Annotated in this window: 12 protein-coding genes; 7 read left to right on the top strand and 5 right to left on the bottom strand. The window is 65.7% G+C overall.

Going from position 1 to position 16204, the window contains the following annotated elements; translation table 11 throughout:
• Both CXY74_RS17800 and hutH read right to left on the bottom strand, forming a co-directional pair.
• The coding region (locus CXY74_RS17800) for a hypothetical protein (RefSeq protein ID WP_233193063.1) at positions 1-202 on the bottom strand (202 nt) is incomplete at its 3' end.
• Positions 203-442: 240 nt separating this feature from the next.
• Positions 443-2047 carry a histidine ammonia-lyase gene (gene hutH, locus CXY74_RS00295; RefSeq protein WP_104198577.1) on the bottom strand — a complete coding sequence of 535 codons (1605 nt, stop codon included), beginning with the start codon at positions 2045-2047 and terminating at the stop codon, positions 443-445.
• A gap of 143 nt (positions 2048-2190) precedes the next feature.
• Between hutH and CXY74_RS00290 the strand changes: the two genes are divergently transcribed.
• Positions 2191-2964, top strand: a complete 774-nt coding sequence (locus CXY74_RS00290) for an IclR family transcriptional regulator (protein ID WP_104198576.1) — start codon at positions 2191-2193, stop codon at positions 2962-2964.
• A gap of 151 nt (positions 2965-3115) precedes the next feature.
• Here CXY74_RS00290 and CXY74_RS00285 read toward each other — a convergent pair whose 3' ends face one another.
• Positions 3116-3577 (bottom strand): GNAT family N-acetyltransferase, encoded by a 462-nt coding sequence (locus tag CXY74_RS00285; protein WP_104198575.1) that lies wholly within the window; start codon positions 3575-3577, stop codon positions 3116-3118.
• Positions 3578-3837: 260 nt separating this feature from the next.
• Between CXY74_RS00285 and CXY74_RS00280 the strand changes: the two genes are divergently transcribed.
• The 6 genes from CXY74_RS00280 to CXY74_RS00255 all read left to right on the top strand — a co-directional run bounded on the left by CXY74_RS00280 (position 3838) and on the right by CXY74_RS00255 (position 14041).
• On the top strand, positions 3838-5877 hold the full coding sequence (locus CXY74_RS00280; protein WP_104198574.1) for a DEAD/DEAH box helicase: 2040 nt from the start codon (positions 3838-3840) through the stop codon (positions 5875-5877).
• Positions 5878-6046: 169 nt separating this feature from the next.
• Positions 6047-7231, top strand: a complete 1185-nt coding sequence (locus CXY74_RS00275) for an acetyl-CoA C-acyltransferase (RefSeq protein WP_104198573.1) — start codon at positions 6047-6049, stop codon at positions 7229-7231.
• Entirely contained in the window at positions 7231-8124 is an 894-nt protein-coding gene (locus CXY74_RS00270; protein WP_104198572.1) for a 3-hydroxyacyl-CoA dehydrogenase family protein, read from the top strand. Before CXY74_RS00275 ends, CXY74_RS00270 begins: the two co-directional genes overlap by 1 nt.
• 50 nt (positions 8125-8174) lie before the next feature.
• Positions 8175-10232: a phenylacetic acid degradation bifunctional protein PaaZ gene (paaZ, locus tag CXY74_RS00265; protein ID WP_104198579.1), complete on the top strand. Its 2058-nt coding sequence runs from the start codon at positions 8175-8177 to the stop codon at positions 10230-10232.
• 205 nt (positions 10233-10437) lie between these two features.
• Entirely contained in the window at positions 10438-12063 is a 1626-nt protein-coding gene (locus CXY74_RS00260; protein ID WP_104198571.1) for a carboxypeptidase-like regulatory domain-containing protein, read from the top strand.
• Positions 12064-12124: 61 nt separating this feature from the next.
• The gene (locus CXY74_RS00255) at positions 12125-14041 is read left to right on the top strand and encodes an O-antigen ligase family protein (protein ID WP_104198570.1); all 1917 of its coding nucleotides are present in this window, start codon (positions 12125-12127) and stop codon (positions 14039-14041) included.
• Positions 14042-14072: 31 nt separating this feature from the next.
• Here CXY74_RS00255 and CXY74_RS00250 read toward each other — a convergent pair whose 3' ends face one another.
• Complete coding sequence (locus CXY74_RS00250) at positions 14073-14450, bottom strand: ATP-dependent DNA ligase (protein WP_233193061.1); 378 nt, start codon at positions 14448-14450, stop codon at positions 14073-14075.
• A gap of 189 nt (positions 14451-14639) precedes the next feature.
• Positions 14640-15878: a low temperature requirement protein A gene (locus CXY74_RS00245; protein ID WP_104198569.1), complete on the bottom strand. Its 1239-nt coding sequence runs from the start codon at positions 15876-15878 to the stop codon at positions 14640-14642.
• Between the last annotated feature and the right edge of the window lie 326 nt (positions 15879-16204).

Below are 16204 nucleotides of genomic sequence, written 5' to 3'. Positions count from 1 at the left end.
GTGTGGGTGTGGGTGTGGGTGTGGGTGTGGTCGACGGTTCAGGCGTAGGCGTAGGCGTAGGCGTCGGCGTAGGCGTTGCGGTGGGGGTCGGCACTGCCGTTGCGATCGGTGCTGGGCTCGCGGGGGAGCTGGCGGGCGCCTCGTCGGCGATCGCTCCGATCGGTGCGCCGAACAGCGCGAGTGCCACGATGACCACTGCCACCAGCCCGCCTTCGGCACCCCGCAATGCCCGGCTTCGCGGCGCCCGATTACAAAATTTCGCACGCCCAAGCTGAACGTCATGACGGCGCGTGACGGGTAGCAGCATATGAGAACCTGATCCATTCGGGTAATGGATTTACGCGGCTCGGGCGGGCCAGCGTGGCGTAAGTATGGCACGGTGCCGCATTGCTTACAACGGGGTGGATGCGTGACGCAAGGTCGCTGTAAGGTTGCACGAAATTTACGCCAATCCGGGTCCGGCAGCCGAGCGCACAGCGCCGGAGGCCACGAGAGTCACGACGCCTTCGATTTCGGGGGAGAGGAAACGATCGTGACCGGGGCCGGCAGCTACCGTGCGCACGAGATCGCGCACCGCTGTGGTCGCGGCGGCGGGGGTGAGCGGTGCCCGCAGATCAAGCGAACGCGACGCCGTCATGATCTCGATCGCCAGCACGCGGCCGAGCCCGTCGAGCGACCGGCGCAGCTTGCACGCGGCATGCCAGCCCATCGAAACGTGGTCCTCCTGCATCGCCGAGGAGGGAATCGAATCAACGGATGCCGGCGCGGCGAGTCGTTTGAGCTCCGACACGATTCCGGCGGCGGTGTATTGAGCAATCATGAGTCCGGAGTCCACCCCCACCTCGTGCGCGAGAAACGGCGGCAGGCCCTTGCTGCGGCTCACATCGAGGTGACGGTCGGTACGGCGTTCACTCATGCTGGCGACATCCGCTGAGGCGATGGCGAGAAAGTCCAGCACGTAGCCGAGCGGGGCGCCGTGAAAGTTGCCGTTCGAAGTGACGCGTCCGTCGACGGTGACGACCGGGTTATCGATGGCGCTGGCCAGTTCGCGGCCGGCGACGAGGGCGGCGTGGGCGGCGGTGTCGCGCGCGGCGCCGTGCACTTGCGGGGCACACCGCAGGGAATAGGCATCCTGCACCGACACGTCCTCCGGGCCGGCATGGCTGGCGAGCAGACCAGAGCCGAGCAGCAGTCGGCGTAGGTTCGCGGCGCTGTCGGCCTGACCGAGCTGGGGCCGCAGCTGCTGCAGATCGGCCGCGAAGACGGCATCCGTTCCGAGCAGGGCTTCGACACTCATGGCGGCCGCGATGTCGGCGGTGGTGAGCAAGCGGGCGAAATCGTCGAGGGCGAGCACGAGCATGCCGAGCATGCCGTCGGTGCCGTTAATGAGGGCGAGGCCCTCCTTTTCGGCGAGCACGACCGGTCTGATGCCGGCCGCGGCCAGGGCCTGGCTGCCGGTGACGAGAATTCCGGTCGTGTCACGCGCCTGGCCCTCGCCCATCACAACGAGGGCACAGTGGGCGAGCGGGGCCAGGTCGCCGGAGCAGCCGAGGGATCCGTATTCGTGCACGACCGGGGTGATCTGGGCGTTCAGCACGGCGGCGTAGGTCTCGGCGGTGGCCGGCCGAACGCCGGTGCGACCGGTCATCAGGGTACTCAACCGCAGAAGCATGAGGGCGCGCACGACTTCTCGTTCCACCTCGGGCCCGCTGCCGGCGGCATGGGAGCGCACGAGGCTCGCCTGCAACTGGGCGCGCCGGCCGGGGGTGATGAACGTTGTCGCGAGGGCGCCGAAGCCGGTGGAAATTCCATAGTGCGGTTCGGGATCCGCAGCGAGGGCATCGATGATCCTGCGGGTCGTTGCGACCTCGTCGAGGCTCGAAGGGTCGAGCGTCACGCGCGCATTGTGTCGCGCGACGGCGATCACGTCAGCGAACGAGAGGGCGGCGGCTCCGACAGTGACACTCGCCGTGGCGTTTCTGGTTGCGGAAACGGATGCTGTGCTCACGGCGGGCAAATCGGTGCTGGGCGTCTGTGCAAGAGTCATGATTTCATTGCATACCCGCGTCGGGGTAGGCGATACGCCGATAAGGTAAATGCTGTCCGGTATGCCGGACAGCTTCCACTCTCAACGCACGCGAAAGCGCGTGCAGATGGGCCGCCCAGCGTCGGCGGAGCCGGGGAACTGCCATGAAAACACCGTCCAAAGTTCCGGCCGCCCAAAGCGCCCTGCGCCTGCTGGCACACCTCGCCGCGCAGCGTGGGCCGACGCCGGCGGCCGCCGTAGCGAGCGCCCTCGACTTGCCACGCTCGACCGTCTACCAGCTGCTCGACGTGCTCGTGAAGCAGGGATTCGTCGTGCACCTGCCCGAGGAACACCGCTACGGGCTCGGCATCGCCGCCTTTGAACTCAGCTCGGGATTCAGCCGCCAGGAACCGCTTTCCCGACTCGGCCGCCCGTTGATCGCGCAGCTCGTCGACCGGTTGGGGGAGAGCGCCCATCTCGTGGTGCTGCACGGTCGGGACGTGATCTACCTCGTCGAGGAGCGTGCAGCGCACCGTCCCTCACTCGTCTCCGAGGTGGGCGTGCGACTGCCTGCCCATCTCACGGCGAGCGGGCGCGCCCTGCTCGCGGCGGTCCCCGCCGCCCAAGTGCGCGCGCTTTACCCGAACCAGGCGTCGCTTGAGCTGCGGGACGGGCGGGGGCCGGGAAGCCGCCTAGAGCTGCGCGCCGTACTCGATCGAGTGCGAACAGATGGCTACGCCACGGAAGACGGCGAAATCACGCCCGGCATCGCCTCGGTGGCGCTCGCCGTGCGCGATCATGCCGGCTGGCCGGCCGCCGCCATCGCGGTCACCTTCGCACGCGATCGATTTACCGCCGCCCAGTGGCCCCAGATCGCCCAGGCAGTGATGGCGACGGCCGCAGAACTGTCCCGCCGGATCGGCGGACAACCGCGCTGAGCCCCCGCGCGAAACCTTGCGGCACTCCTTGCGGCACCCCTCACGGCACTCCTTGCGTAAGCGGGCACTCGTTCCTTCGGGGGCCCGCTTCCCCAAGGAGTGCCGCGAGCGGCCAGGTTGCGGATGAACGCGGTGCCACCCGCCGCCTGAATTACAGGCTCTTAGCGAAGCAGACGCTGAGTTCTTCGCCGACATACGGGCCGAACAACTCGATCTGCTCGTAGCCGCGGCCGCGGTACAGCGCCATCGCCGCGTGTTGCAGCGTGCCGGTTTCCAACGCGAGAGAGCGGATGCCGCGGCCAGCAGCATCCGCTTCGATGCGGTCGAGAAGGTGGCCGGCCACACCGCGGCCCCGAGCTTCTGTGTGGACGAATAGTCGTTTTAATTCAGCGCAGGTCTCGGGGCCGAGCGGAACGAGAGCGGCCATGCCGCAGGCCACGCCGTCTCGGTCGCGAGCCACGTACACGTCGACGCCGGGACGCTCAAGCTCGTCGGTACTGAGCAAAAACGTGTTCTCCGCGGGATACAGGGAGTGCGCAAAGACGGTGCCGGCGGCGAGAAGCGCCTCGACGTCGGCTTGCCGTGGCGGCTCAATACCGATTGAAATGGTCATGTCACCAGAATAGAGCGAGGCATTGCCTACCCCCTTACGTGACTTTTCCGGATACATCGGGTAGCGTATATAAGTCGGCTCTTGACACCGCGCTGTGCGCGGATGGGTTTGTAAGTCAAGTTGGGCCGGTTTCCCAGTAATCCGCTGGTGAAAAATCACTGTATGTGAACGGCCCCGACCGCAGATTGCTCGGGTTCTCAGTTACGTCGCATGTGCGATGTTGTTCTGCCATGTACTGAACACAACCCAGAGATATTTTTATGCCTCAAGGCAATTCGCACAACTCCGCTGCCGCTCGCGGCGGCAAGAACTTCGATCCCAAGTACGCCTCTAAGGGCGGATCGGGCCACGGCGGTTCCAACAACGCTGGCAGCAAGAGCCCCGGACACCGCGGATACCGCGCAGACGAGGGTGCCCCAAAGAAGCAGCGTTGGAACGCCGACGAGCGCGCCGCGCGATCGAACGAGCGTCCCTCAAGCGAGCGCCCAGCCTACGGCTCGCGTTCCGTTCGCCCCGAAAACGGCGGTCGTACCAACAGTGAGCGCAACGAGCGCCCGGCCTACAACAATGACCGTCCCCGCACGGACCGTCCCGCGTACAACAACGACCGGCCGGCCTACAACAACGACCGCCCGGCTCGTACCGATCGTCCGTCCTATGGCGACCGCAGCAGCGCTCCTCGCGCCGATCGTCCGTCCTATGGTGACCGCAGCAGCGCTCCTCGCGCCGATCGTCCGTCCTATGGTGACCGCAGCAGCGCTCCCCGTGCCGATCGTCCGTCCTATGGTGACCGCAGCAGCGCCCCGCGCAACGAGCGCCCGTCTTATGGCGACCGCGCCCCGCGCACGGATCGTCCGTCCAACAACAACAACAACGACCGTCCGGCCCGCACCGAGCGTCCCTCTTATGGCGACCGCGCTCCCCGCAGCTTCGACGACCGCGCCCCGCGTCGCTCGAACGACGATCGCCCGCCCCGTCGTGACTTCGGTAACGACCGTCCCACCCGTTCCGACGATGGCGACAGCAAGTTCTACCCGAAGCGCAGCGAAAACGGCGCCAAGCCGAGCTTCGCCGGTGGCGACGACGTCGTGCTCGAGCGTCTCGAAGCCATCGCGACGACGGCATCCGATGTCGTCGGTGTGACCTTCGGCGACCTGGGCCTCGGCGAGAACATCGTGCGTGAGCTCGCCGCCCTCGGCGCTCCGTCGCCCTTCCCGATTCAGGCTGCGACCATCCCCGACGTGCTCGCCGGGCGCGACGTACTCGGCCGCGGCAAGACCGGATCCGGCAAGACCATCGCCTTCGGCGCTCCTCTGGTGGAGAAGCTCATGGAGAACAACGGCGCCAAGGACCGCAAGATGGCCCGCAAGCCTCGCGCGCTCATCCTGGCCCCGACCCGTGAGCTCGCCCTGCAGATCGACCGCACCATCCAGCCCATCGCTCGCAGCGTCGGCCTCTTCACCACCCAGATCTACGGCGGTGTTCCGCAGTACCGTCAGGTCAGCGCCCTCCAGCGCGGCGTGGACATCATCATCGGCACCGCCGGCCGCATTGAAGACCTCATCGACCAGGGTCGCCTCGACCTGTCTGAAGTCGTCGTCACCGTGCTCGACGAGGCCGACTACATGTGCGACCTCGGGTTCCTCGAGCCGGTCCAGCGCATCCTGCGCCAGACCAAAGCCGGCGGCCAGAAGCTGCTCTTCTCCGCCACCCTCGACAAGGGCGTTGCCTCGCTGGTCAAGGAGTTCCTGACCAACCCGGCCGTGCACGAGGTCGCCGGTGAGGACCAGTCCTCCTCCACGATCGACCACCGCGTGCTCGTCATCGAGCACCGCGACAAGGGCCGCATCATCGAGGAGCTCGTCAACCGCGAGGGCAAGACGCTCATCTTCAGCCGCACCCGCGCCTACGCTGAGCAGCTCGCCGACCAGCTCGAGGATGCCGGCGTCAAGGCCACCAGCCTGCACGGTGACCTCAACCAGGCTCGTCGCACTCGCAACCTGCAGATGCTCACGAGCGGCCGGGTCAACGTGCTCGTCGCAACAGATGTCGCTGCTCGCGGTATCCACGTTGATGACATCGACCTGGTCATCCAGGCCGACGCGCCCGACGAGTACAAGACGTACCTCCACCGCGCGGGACGCACCGGCCGTGCCGGCAAGACCGGAACCGTCGTGACGCTCATCCCCAAGCAGCGCAAGCGCCGCATGGACGAGCTGCTCGACCGGGCCGAGATCGATGCGAGCTACACCTCCGCCACCCCCGGTGACGCGGCTGTGCGTGAACTCGCCAACATCTGATAATCGCTTGATCTAGAAAGAGGCATCCGTCACTCGGCGGGTGCCTCTTTTTGCGTGCCGCGCGGGTTGTGCGAACCCACCCGCATCTGCCAGAATTACCTTCCGAACGGTCGGTAATTTATTCCACGTTCCCGCAGGCACACGCAGACACCGTCGTCAGGAGAGAAACATGGCCGAGGCCTACCTCGTTGGAGGAGTACGCACCCCGGTAGGTCGCTACGGTGGAGCACTGGCCTCGGTTCGTCCCGATGACCTCGCCGCGCTCGTCGTCGGTGAGGCCGTGCGCCGCGCCGGCATCGACCCGGCACTGATCGAAGAGATCATCTTTGGCGCGGCCACCCAAGCCGGGGAGGACAACCGCAACGTCGCCCGGATGGCCGGATTGCTCGCCGGCCTGCCCGATCACGTGCCGGGCATCACCGTCAACCGGCTCTGCGCTTCCAGTATGTCGGCGATCACCATGGCCGCGCAGGCCATCCGCGCCGGCGACGCCGACCTCATGATCGCCGGCGGCGTCGAATCGATGACCCGCGCTCCCTGGGTGCAGGCCAAACCCGATCGGCCCTGGGCCAAGCCCGGCGCCCAGTTCGACACCTCCATCGGCTGGCGGTTCGTGAATCCCACACTTGCCGCCCGCGACAAGGCCACCTTCTCCATGTCGGAGACGGCCGAAGAAGTCGCCCGACTCGATGGCATCACCCGCGCCGAAGCGGATGCCTTCGCTCTCCGCAGCCATCAGCGCGCCGCCGCCGCGATCGACGCCGGTCATTTCGTCGATGAAATCGTCGGCGTACCCACCAAAAAGGGCAAGGTGCTCGTCGACGAGGGCCTGCGGCGCGACACCACCCTCGAAGGCCTCGCCGCCCTGCGCCCGATTGTCTCCGGCGGCGCCGTCGTCACGGCCGGCAACGCCAGTTCGCTCAACGATGGCGCTTCGGCGATTCTCGTGGCGAGTGGTGAGGCCGTGAAAAGGTACGACCTCACGCCGCGCGCCCGCGTCGTGGTCGGCGCGAGCGTCGGTCTGGCTCCGGAGATCATGGGCCTCGGCCCGGTCGCGGCCACCCAGCGCGCCCTCGACCGCAGTGGCTTGAGCATCGCCGACCTCGGAGCGATCGAGCTCAACGAAGCATTTGCCACGCAGTCGATTGCGTGCATTCGTCGCCTGGGCCTCGACGACGAAATCGTCAACCGCGACGGTGGCGCTATCGCGCTCGGGCATCCGCTCGGATCGAGCGGTGCACGCCTCGTCGTCACCCTGCTCGCCCGCATGGAGCGGGAAAATGCCCGGCACGGCCTCGCGACGATGTGTGTTGGCGTCGGCCAGGGCTCGGCCCTCATCATGGAGCGGGTCTGATGTCGGTGTCTGAACTGGAACTGGGCGATCGCGGCGAATCCGGCGTTCCCGCGCGCGTCGGCGTACTCGGCGGCGGGCGTATGGGCGCCGGCATCGCACACGCTTTTTTGCTCGCCGGAGCCCACGTGGCCCTCGTTGAACGGGGTGACGCCGAGGCGACGGCCGCCCGCGAACGCGTAATGCGCGCCGTCGACGCGAGCATCGCCCGCGGCGCCACCGGTGAAACCCGCGCGGAACTTGCGGCTCGCCTCACCGTCGGAGTGGACTTCGGCCTGTTCGCCGACCGGGAACTGGTCGTCGAAGCCGTTCCCGAGGTGCGTGCGCAGAAGGTCGAGGCCCTGCAAAAGGTCGAGGCCCAGCTTTCGGCCGAGGCCGCCCTCGCGAGCAATACCTCGTCGATCTCGATCGACGACCTCGCCGACGAACTGCAGCGTCCGGCACGTTTTCTCGGTCTGCACTTCTTCAACCCGGTGCCCGCTTCGAATCTGGTCGAACTCGTTACCGGCAGCGCCACCTCACCCGAATTGGTAGCGGATGCCCAAGGCTGGGTCTCTGCCCTGGGCAAAACTCCGATCACCGTCAGCGACGCGCCCGGATTCGCCTCGTCCCGGCTCGGAGTGGCCCTCGGGCTCGAGGCCATCCGCATGCTCGAGGAGGGTGTCGCGAGCGCCTCGGATATTGATGCCGCGATGATGCTTGGCTACAAGCATCCGGTCGGGCCGTTGAAACTGACCGATCTGGTCGGACTTGACGTGCGTCTGGGCATTGCCGAGTACCTGCACAAACAGCTCGGCGCCCGCTTCGAACCGCCCGCGCTGCTGCGCCGGCTCGTCGCAGAGGGCAAGCTCGGCCGCAAGTCCGGCCAGGGCTTCTACCGTTGGAACGAAGCCTGATGAGTGCCCGGGCCTCCACTGCATCCCGCACAGAAGACAAGGGAGAACCCATGACGACCATTCTGCCCAGCTATGTCCAGGGCGCCTGGTGGACCCCCGCCGACGCATCCGCTGCTGTGGACGTCTGTGACGCCTCGACCGGTGAGGTCGTCACCCGCGTCAGCACGCACGGCCTCGACCTCGCGGAAGCGCTCGAGTACGCGCGCACGGTCGGCCAGAAATCGCTCGGCGAGCTCACCTTTCACCAGCGGGCCGTGCTACTCAAGCAGATGGCACTGCTGCTGACCGAGCACAAGCCGCAGCTTTACGCCCTCTCCAGCCGCACCGGCGCCACCAAGGTCGACTCCTGGGTGGACATTGACGGCGGCATCGGAGTGCTGTTCAGCTACTCATCCAAGGGCCGCCGCGAACTGCCCAACGCCCGCGTCTACGTCGACGGGCCGGTCGAGCCGCTCTCCAAGGACGGCTCCTTCATCGCCCGCCACATCTACTCGCGCCTGCCCGGAGTCGCCGTACAGATCAACGCGTTCAACTTTCCGGTCTGGGGAGCCCTCGAGAAGTTCGCGCCGGCTTTCCTGGCCGGAGTGCCCACCCTCGTGAAGCCGGCAACCCCCTCCGGCTACCTCGCCGAGGCGTTCGTGCGCATCCTCGCCGACTCCGGCCTGCTGCCGGAAGGTTCGCTGCAGCTGGTCTCGGGCAGCGTGCCGACCCTGTTCGATGACGTGCGCCTCGGTGACCTGGTCGCCTTCACCGGATCCGCCTCCACCGCCGAAAAGCTGCGCGCAAACGACTCCGTGCAGACCGGGGGAGTGCGCTTCACCAACGAGACCGACTCGATCAATGCCTCCGTTCTCGGAACGGATGCCGCCGCCGGCACCCCCGAATTCGACGCCTTCGTCAAGCAGGTCGTCACCGAGATGACGGTCAAGGCCGGCCAGAAGTGCACCGCCATCCGCCGCGTCATCGTTCCGCGCGCGGCCATGGATGACGTCGTCGCGGCCGTGCAGGCGCGCATCACCGAACGCATCGTGCTCGGCGATCCCCGCACCGAGGGCGTCACCATGGGCCCGCTCGCCTCCACCGCGCAGCGCAGCGAAGTACTCAAGCAGGTCGCCCGCCTCCAGGCCGCCGGTGGCAAATTGGTCGTCGGGCACACGGATGCCCCCGCCGTTCTGCACGCCAACGGCACGACCGCGCTCGCTCCCGATGGCGCTTTCGTCGAGCCGCTGCTGCTGCGTTTCGACGACGCCTCCATTGCCGCCGTACACGAGGTTGAGGCCTTCGGCCCGGTCTCGAGCGTGCTCGGCTACGACACCCTCGACGAGGCCATCGCCCTCGTGCGGCAGGGTGGCGGGTCGCTCGTGACCAGCATCGCAACCCACGACCCGGCCGTGGCCGTCGCCTTGATGATCGGAATCTCCGCTTTCAATGGACGCGTGCTCGTGCTCGACCGAGACGACGCCCGCACCTCCACCGGTCACGGTTCGCCGGTTCCGCAGCTCGTGCACGGCGGCCCCGGCCGGGCTGGCGGCGGCGAAGAACTCGGCGGCATCCGCGCGGTGCTGCACCACATGCAGCGCACCGCCATTCAGGGTTCGCCCGAAATGCTCACGGCCATCACCGGAATCTGGCACCAGGGCGCGTCTGCGCGAGTCGGTGACACGCATCCGTTCCGAAAGAGCCTGGCCGAACTCGTGATCGGTGACCAGATCGTTTCGGGCTCCCGCACGGTGACGCTCGAAGACATCGAGACCTTCGCCCAGTTCACCGGGGACACCTTCTACGCCCACATGGACGAACAGGCGGCCGCCGCCAACCCGTTTTTCCCGGGCCGCGTGGCGCACGGCTACCTGCTGGTCTCCTGGGCAGCCGGATTGTTCGTCGACCCGGCGCCCGGGCCGGTTCTCGCCAACTCCGGGCTGGAGAACCTGCGGTTCGTCACACCGGTCTCGCCCGGTGACAGCATTCGCGTCACGCTCACTGCGAAGCAGATCACCCCGCGCGAGACCGACGAATACGGCGAGGTGCGCTGGGATGCCGTGCTGACCAACCAGAATGACGAACTCGTCGCGTCCTATGACGTGCTCACGCTCGTCGCGAAGCACTAGGCCGCTGCAGATTCGAAAAACGGGCCCGCATTTCGTATGCGATCACGAACAGTTTGTTGGGTTCCAGCCCCTCGAATTGGGGTCGACGGAGAAGGTCGAATTCGACGTTCGTTGAACGTTGCGCCACATAAGCTGAACCTGGGGGGCTTCGCTCCGCGCGTTCGGGCATGCATGCCGGAACGCTGGCATCAGACCAAAGGTCATCATGGGGAACTTTTTCACCCGCATCCGAGAGCGCAGCTTCGCGGTCGCTCTCACAGTAGCGGCCGTCTTAACCTTCGGGGCGTTGTCGGCGGCTCCTGTTGTTGCCGTAGAAGAGGCGTCTTTCCCGACGTACACCGCCTCTATCAGCGGAACCGTCGTAGGAGCGGGTGGCGTGTCCGCTCCGCTCGCGGCCGGATCGCGGGTCAAGGCCTATCCCTTGACCGAGGCGGGGAAATACTCCGTCGGCACCGACATAGCAACGCTAGACGCGAGCGGTGCGTTTACCCTGACGGGGCTCCGTGCTGGCACCTACAAATTGGGTGTGCAGAACAACGAAACTGGTTCGCTCTGGGGCTCACTGCCCATGAGTGAATCCGGCTTCGGCAGCGGCGACCCCTACGATGTCGACGTCGACGAGCTTTCCAGTGTCGCCGTAAACGACGCGCAAGCAGTCACGGGACAGGTACTGACCTTGCAGCGGCTCTTGACGATCTCCGGCACAGTCTCTGGTGACCTTAAGACAGATGATTCGGCGGACGACACCCCTCTGGACCGCAGCACGGTCAGCGCCTACTCCGACGACTCCTCGATACCGACTATGCCCGTGGCCACGGTTTCCACGGATACCGACGGAAAATACACGTTGCGGGGGCTCCCGACTGGAAACTATGCGGTGTCATTCCGGAACTACTACACCTCCACCGGCCTTGAGTACGACACAGAATATTGGAACGATAAGCCCACTGTTGAGGCCTCGAACCGAATCAAAGTCGAAGTTGGCTCAAATATCACGGGCATCGACGCGACGCTAGAAGCGCTGGACCAGGTAACGACAAGCGTTCCAACCATTGTGGGAACTGCCTTCGTCGGACAAGTACTGACTGCAGAGCCGGGCGTGTGGGGGCCAGGCGACGTTGCTTTTGATTATGCGTGGCAGCGCGACGGTCAGTATTTTTACTCCAAGTCAAACAGCAAGACCTATACGGTGACCGCAGACGACATTGGGCACGTGTTACGCGTGGGAGTTATCGGAAAAAAGTCCGGGTATCAGTCGATGGAAGCCTTTGCTCCGGGGACAGCTCCTGTGCTGGAAGCGAGTGAGCCTGCCTCGTCGCCCACGCCGTCCCCGACGCCGAGCCCCACGCTAGCTCCGACCGCTCAACCCGCTCCGGCCGCTCCGGCCGCTCCGCGCGCTGAGACCGGACAAGCCGCACCCGCCTCGGTCGTTGGACCAAAGAGTGATCGCGTGACCATGCCGGCCGAGACTCTCGTCGGGGGAGCCAGCATCCCCATCACCGGCACGGGTTTCAAGCCGTTTGAGGTCGTCGACATCTGGATGCATTCCACCCCGGTGTTGCTCGGTACCCTCACCGCCGACGCCCAGGGCCGTATCAGCGGCAGCTTCCCCATGCCAACGTCGATCGCAGCCGGTACCCACCACATCGTGTTGGTTGACGAGGCGGGTTTCTCGTACACGTCCGACGCACTGGTCGTCACGACGACCGCAGTATTAGCCTCGACCGGTGCCGATATCTCCTCGGGCTGGCTTGCACTGGCCCTCATGGTGCTCGGTGGCCTGGCGTTGACCATCAGAGCGCGTCGCCGCACCGCCTCGGCGCTGAAATAGCATCACGCACCTGCGCTAACCAGCGGCCTTCGACGATATTCGCGTCGAGGGCCGCTTCGTGATGTTTAGAACGGTCCCCGCCAAGCGGATGCCGCAGCGCGCAGCACCCCGACCAGCCCCGGTTCCGCCGGGGCGGCGCCGTGCGACAACGGTAGCGCTGTGGCTGCTCGTTGCCTCCTCGGTCTTCTTCCTGCCCGACGCCTTCGTGCGCTGGTTTCTACCAAAAGACGCACTCGCGGCCATCGCCGTCGTACTCGCCTCAGTCGGGGTCGCCCGGGGACGGTTGCCGCGCTGGTTTGTGGCTGCGGCATCCGCTGCCCTCGCCGTTGCACTGCTGAGCGTGCTGATCTCGGCGGCTCCCGGTGTGCAGCTCTGGGGCCGCTGGCCGCGGTATGAGGGTCTCGTCACGCTGCCGGTCTACTTCGGTGCGGTGTGGACCGGCGCACGATTGCTCGGCCCGGCCGCTCCAACGGATACCCTACGCACGCTAATTCGTGCCATCGCGACGGCAGCCATCGCCCTCGGCCTGGTCTCGCTGCTCGAAGCAGGTGGAGCCCGACCCATCGCGACGGACTTGGCTCGACCGGGGTCCCTCACCGGAAATGCCACCGACCAGGGCGTGCTCGGAGCCATTTTCTGCGCGATGCTCATTCTCCCCGTGCTGCGGGCATGGACCGAGCCGAGAAAAGCGTTCGCAGAGCGAGCCTGGCTGAGCATGGCATTGCTGCTCGCGGCGGCGACCGTCATCGTGAGCGCATCTCGAGCGGGATTGCTCGCTGCCGTAACGGTGCTCGGCATCCTGATGGTTCTCGAAATCGTGCGGTCACCGGGCCGGCGGCGACTGCGCCCCGTCGGGCTCACCGCCCTCGCGGGGGTAGTTCTTATCGGCGGTGCGCTGGCCGTGCCCTTCACCCGCAGCCGCCTGCTCGGTGCGAGCCCCCTCTCGACCCAATCCCTCGAGGGCCGATTCACTTTCTGGAGCGACGCCGCCGATGTGCTCGCTGAGCGTCCGCTCGGGGTGGGCGTGAATGGGTTCCTCAACGCCAATTCCCGCAACTCCACGAGTGATTCAGTGCTGGACTCCCCGCATAACTGGGTCATTCAGGTACTTCTGGCAGGGGGAATACCGCTCCTCGCCGTGGTCGTCGGCCTCCTCGTCACTGCCGCAGTGGTTGGCCTGCGCTCGTGGCGACGATTGTGCGTCCCCGAACCGGTATCGGCCGCTGCACGACGCTCGACCAGCGGCCTGGTCTCAGCGGATGCCGCCCGCAGCGACGTTCTCGCCGGTGCGCTCGCAGCGCTCGGCGGATTCGGCGTCGCTCTGCTGACGCACTTCACGGCGCCGTCAACCACCATCGTGGCCGCTCTTCTGCTGGGAGTGCTCGTGACCAGGGCGCCGGATGGTGGGTTCCGGGGTCAAATGCGGCCCGGTTCGCCACGGTTGGCCGCCACGGCCGCACGAACGGCAGTTCTTGGCGTCTGGTCAATCTGGTTGGTCATTCTGGTGAGCGCGGAGATTCCACTGGCCTCGGGCGTCTCGAATGCGGCCCGCGGTGACATTCAGGCCGCTGAGAGTGCTTTTGAAGCGGCATATGCCATCCGCCCGTGGGACGCCGACCTCGCGGGCATCGCCGCCCAGTCGTTCGCCGCTGCGGCAGATGCTCGTGTCCCTGGAGCCGCGGCCTTAGCCGTCGACTGGGCTGAGCTTTCGCGAGCAGCACTTCCTCAGACCGCGACCACCGAACGCGCGCTCGCGGTCGGACAGTTTGCCGACGGCAATGTGCCCGGCGCCGTGAAAACCCTCGACGCGCTCGTAGAACTTGCCCCGATGGACCCTACTATCGCCGTTCAAAACGCGATCGTGCTCTACACGAATGGCGACACAGACGATGCACGCCGTGAGGTCAAGCGCGCCCTCGCCCTCGACCCGACGAACGACATAGCACTGCAGCTTGAGGAGATTCTGCGGCACGAGTGAGCGCTTCGATCCGCATTTTCACACCATTGGACTATGCCAGGACCGTGTCAGTGCGAGCGGTCGTTCGCGCGTTGATTGTCGTTTTCGAGCGCGCCGCGAGAGTGTTGACCGGCGACGAACCGGCCTCGCTGACGATCATGAGCCCCTGAGCGCTGTTGGCCGAGCGGCTGAGGTCCTCGATCCACGCTCGGTTGAGGGTGGCTGCGTGTCCGCCGGCGTATTTGAAATACAACGGGATGGCCTGGTTCAGCCAGACAGAACTGCGCCCAGACCCCACCGATGGGCAATCCTGCCAGGACAGGAGAAAGCTCTCGCCCCGGCGCAGCTTCTGCACGATCACGAGTTGCAGGTGCGCGAGCGTGCGATCATCGATCTCCACGATGACGCGGTCATACGTGAGAGAACCCATGATTGCCTTCCGATCTGTTTCAGCGATCTCGCTTATCTCAGTATCGCGATTGCTCAGGCGCAACAGTAGAGTCCAACGTCCCCACTCGTCCCTCATTCATTGCGCTCGGAGCCCGGGCCAGCGTTCTTCGAGCAGGCCCGGCATCCGCTTAGGTCAGTCCGCCAAAAATGCCAGCCTCCCGGCCTCTGTTCAGCCCGCATCGTCGTCGGTCGTACCGGCGTGGACTCGCACGATGGTTTCCCACGCCGCAACGGTGACCAGCACAACGGAGGTCACCGCCCCCAGCCCGAGCGGAGTCAGGACCGTTGCCGCCACGCCGGTCAGGCCGAGCAGTCCGAGTCCGACCAGGTGGGATACGAGCAGCGTGCGCGTGACGATCCAGCGAAAGAGCAGCAGCCCGACCAGGTAGCACAACGGCCCGCCGACAATAATCACGGCCACCGGGAGCGTCATGGCACCTTCCGGATGCTCCAACAACGACTTGTCGGCGACCGAGGTCAGCACGATTGCCGCAATGATGATCGCGTGCACGTAGGTGTAAGCCAGCCGAGTGATGCGGCCCGGCTCGCTCGATCCCGCGATTGCCTTGCTCCCGGCTTGCTCTCCATGATCGAAGTAGAGCCACCACATGGCCACCCCGTTCACAAAGGCGAGAAAGAGCCCGGCAATCCCGAGAGCAGATGCCTCCTGATCGACAAATGCAAACCCGGTGACCAGAAAGGACTCACCCACTGCGATGATGACGAACAAGGCACTGCGCTCGGCGATGTGCGGTCCAGACACATCCCAGTCATCCACGCCCGGCGCCTTCAGGCCAGGAATGCGAAATCCCAGGCTGGCTGAGCCGTACTCGATCACCAGGGCGATCAACCAGGCCGGCAGCCGCACCGACAGGGGCATGAGGCCCCCGATGATCCAAAAGACACTCGCTACCGACAGCCAGAGCAGAATGCGAAGAAAGGTCGCGTGCAGGGCCGGATCGTGCCGGGCAAGCGCGAGCACCATGAAGACCGTGCGGCCCAGTTGCAGGGCAACGTAGGCAACGGCGAAGACCAGACCCTGATTGCCAAAAGAATCGTAAATCGACGTGCTGATCACGAGTCCCACGAGGGATAGCCCGATCACGACGCCGCGCACGGGAAGCTTAGCCGGGTCGAGCCAGTTGGTCACCCAGGTCGTGTAGACCCAGAGCCACCAGAGCGCGAGCACCAGAATGATCGACTCGAGTGCTCCGATCCAGGACTGGTTGGCGTAGAGGTAGCGCGACAGCTGGGTGAGCGCGAAGACAAAAATAAGATCGAAGAACAACTCAATGCGGGTCACCCGGTCGCTGCGCTCCGAGTCTGCTGGCCGCAGCAGGTTTCGCCGAAACCCGAGGCGTAGAACCCACGCGCGATGTTCGAGCGGATGCTGCTGTGTCGGCTTCATTGATCGGCTCACCTCCTCAGTCTCCCCCCACCCGCTTGCGACACGCCCGGGTGGGGGGCGTTTTGACGGGTGGGTGTGGTGGCCGTAATGTATCTATACGTACCCCAAAGGTGCGGAAAGCCGCAGTGCTTTTCGGCCTCACGTGGGACCGAATCGTAGTCATCACAACTTCGGGTTCTTGTTTCAAGAGCGTCGGTGTTGGGCTAGGATAGTAAGCCTCCCTCCTGCTGTTCCTAGTTGGTCGTGTCGCATGGTTTTGGTCGCTTTTTGGCGCTTGAAACTGGGTGTTTCTTCGATTTGACAGGGACTGGCCGGGTGGGTAAGTT

It is taken from the genome of Cryobacterium sp. Y29 (genome assembly GCF_002929825.1).
Taxonomy (GTDB): Bacteria; Actinomycetota; Actinomycetes; order Actinomycetales; family Microbacteriaceae; genus Cryobacterium.
This window is presented reverse-complemented; position numbering and strand designations above follow the sequence as displayed.

Bases quoted from the DNA above. Each gene is read 5' to 3' on its own strand.
- CXY74_RS00280 (WP_104198574.1), top strand. From the start codon at position 3,838: ATGCCTCAAGGCAATTCGCACAACTCCGCTGCCGCTCGCGGCGGCAAG.
- CXY74_RS00290 (WP_104198576.1), top strand. From the start codon at position 2,191: ATGAAAACACCGTCCAAAGTTCCGGCCGCCCAAAGCGCCCTGCGCCTG.
- CXY74_RS00245 (WP_104198569.1), bottom strand. From the start codon at position 15,878: ATGAAGCCGACACAGCAGCATCCGCTCGAACATCGCGCGTGGGTTCTA.
- paaZ (WP_104198579.1), top strand. From the start codon at position 8,175: ATGACGACCATTCTGCCCAGCTATGTCCAGGGCGCCTGGTGGACCCCC.
- hutH (WP_104198577.1), bottom strand. From the start codon at position 2,047: ATGACTCTTGCACAGACGCCCAGCACCGATTTGCCCGCCGTGAGCACA.
- CXY74_RS00250 (WP_233193061.1), bottom strand. From the start codon at position 14,450: ATGGGTTCTCTCACGTATGACCGCGTCATCGTGGAGATCGATGATCGC.
- CXY74_RS00255 (WP_104198570.1), top strand. From the start codon at position 12,125: ATGTTTAGAACGGTCCCCGCCAAGCGGATGCCGCAGCGCGCAGCACCC.
- CXY74_RS00260 (WP_104198571.1), top strand. From the start codon at position 10,438: ATGGGGAACTTTTTCACCCGCATCCGAGAGCGCAGCTTCGCGGTCGCT.
- CXY74_RS00275 (WP_104198573.1), top strand. From the start codon at position 6,047: ATGGCCGAGGCCTACCTCGTTGGAGGAGTACGCACCCCGGTAGGTCGC.
- CXY74_RS00285 (WP_104198575.1), bottom strand. From the start codon at position 3,577: ATGACCATTTCAATCGGTATTGAGCCGCCACGGCAAGCCGACGTCGAG.
- CXY74_RS00270 (WP_104198572.1), top strand. From the start codon at position 7,231: ATGTCGGTGTCTGAACTGGAACTGGGCGATCGCGGCGAATCCGGCGTT.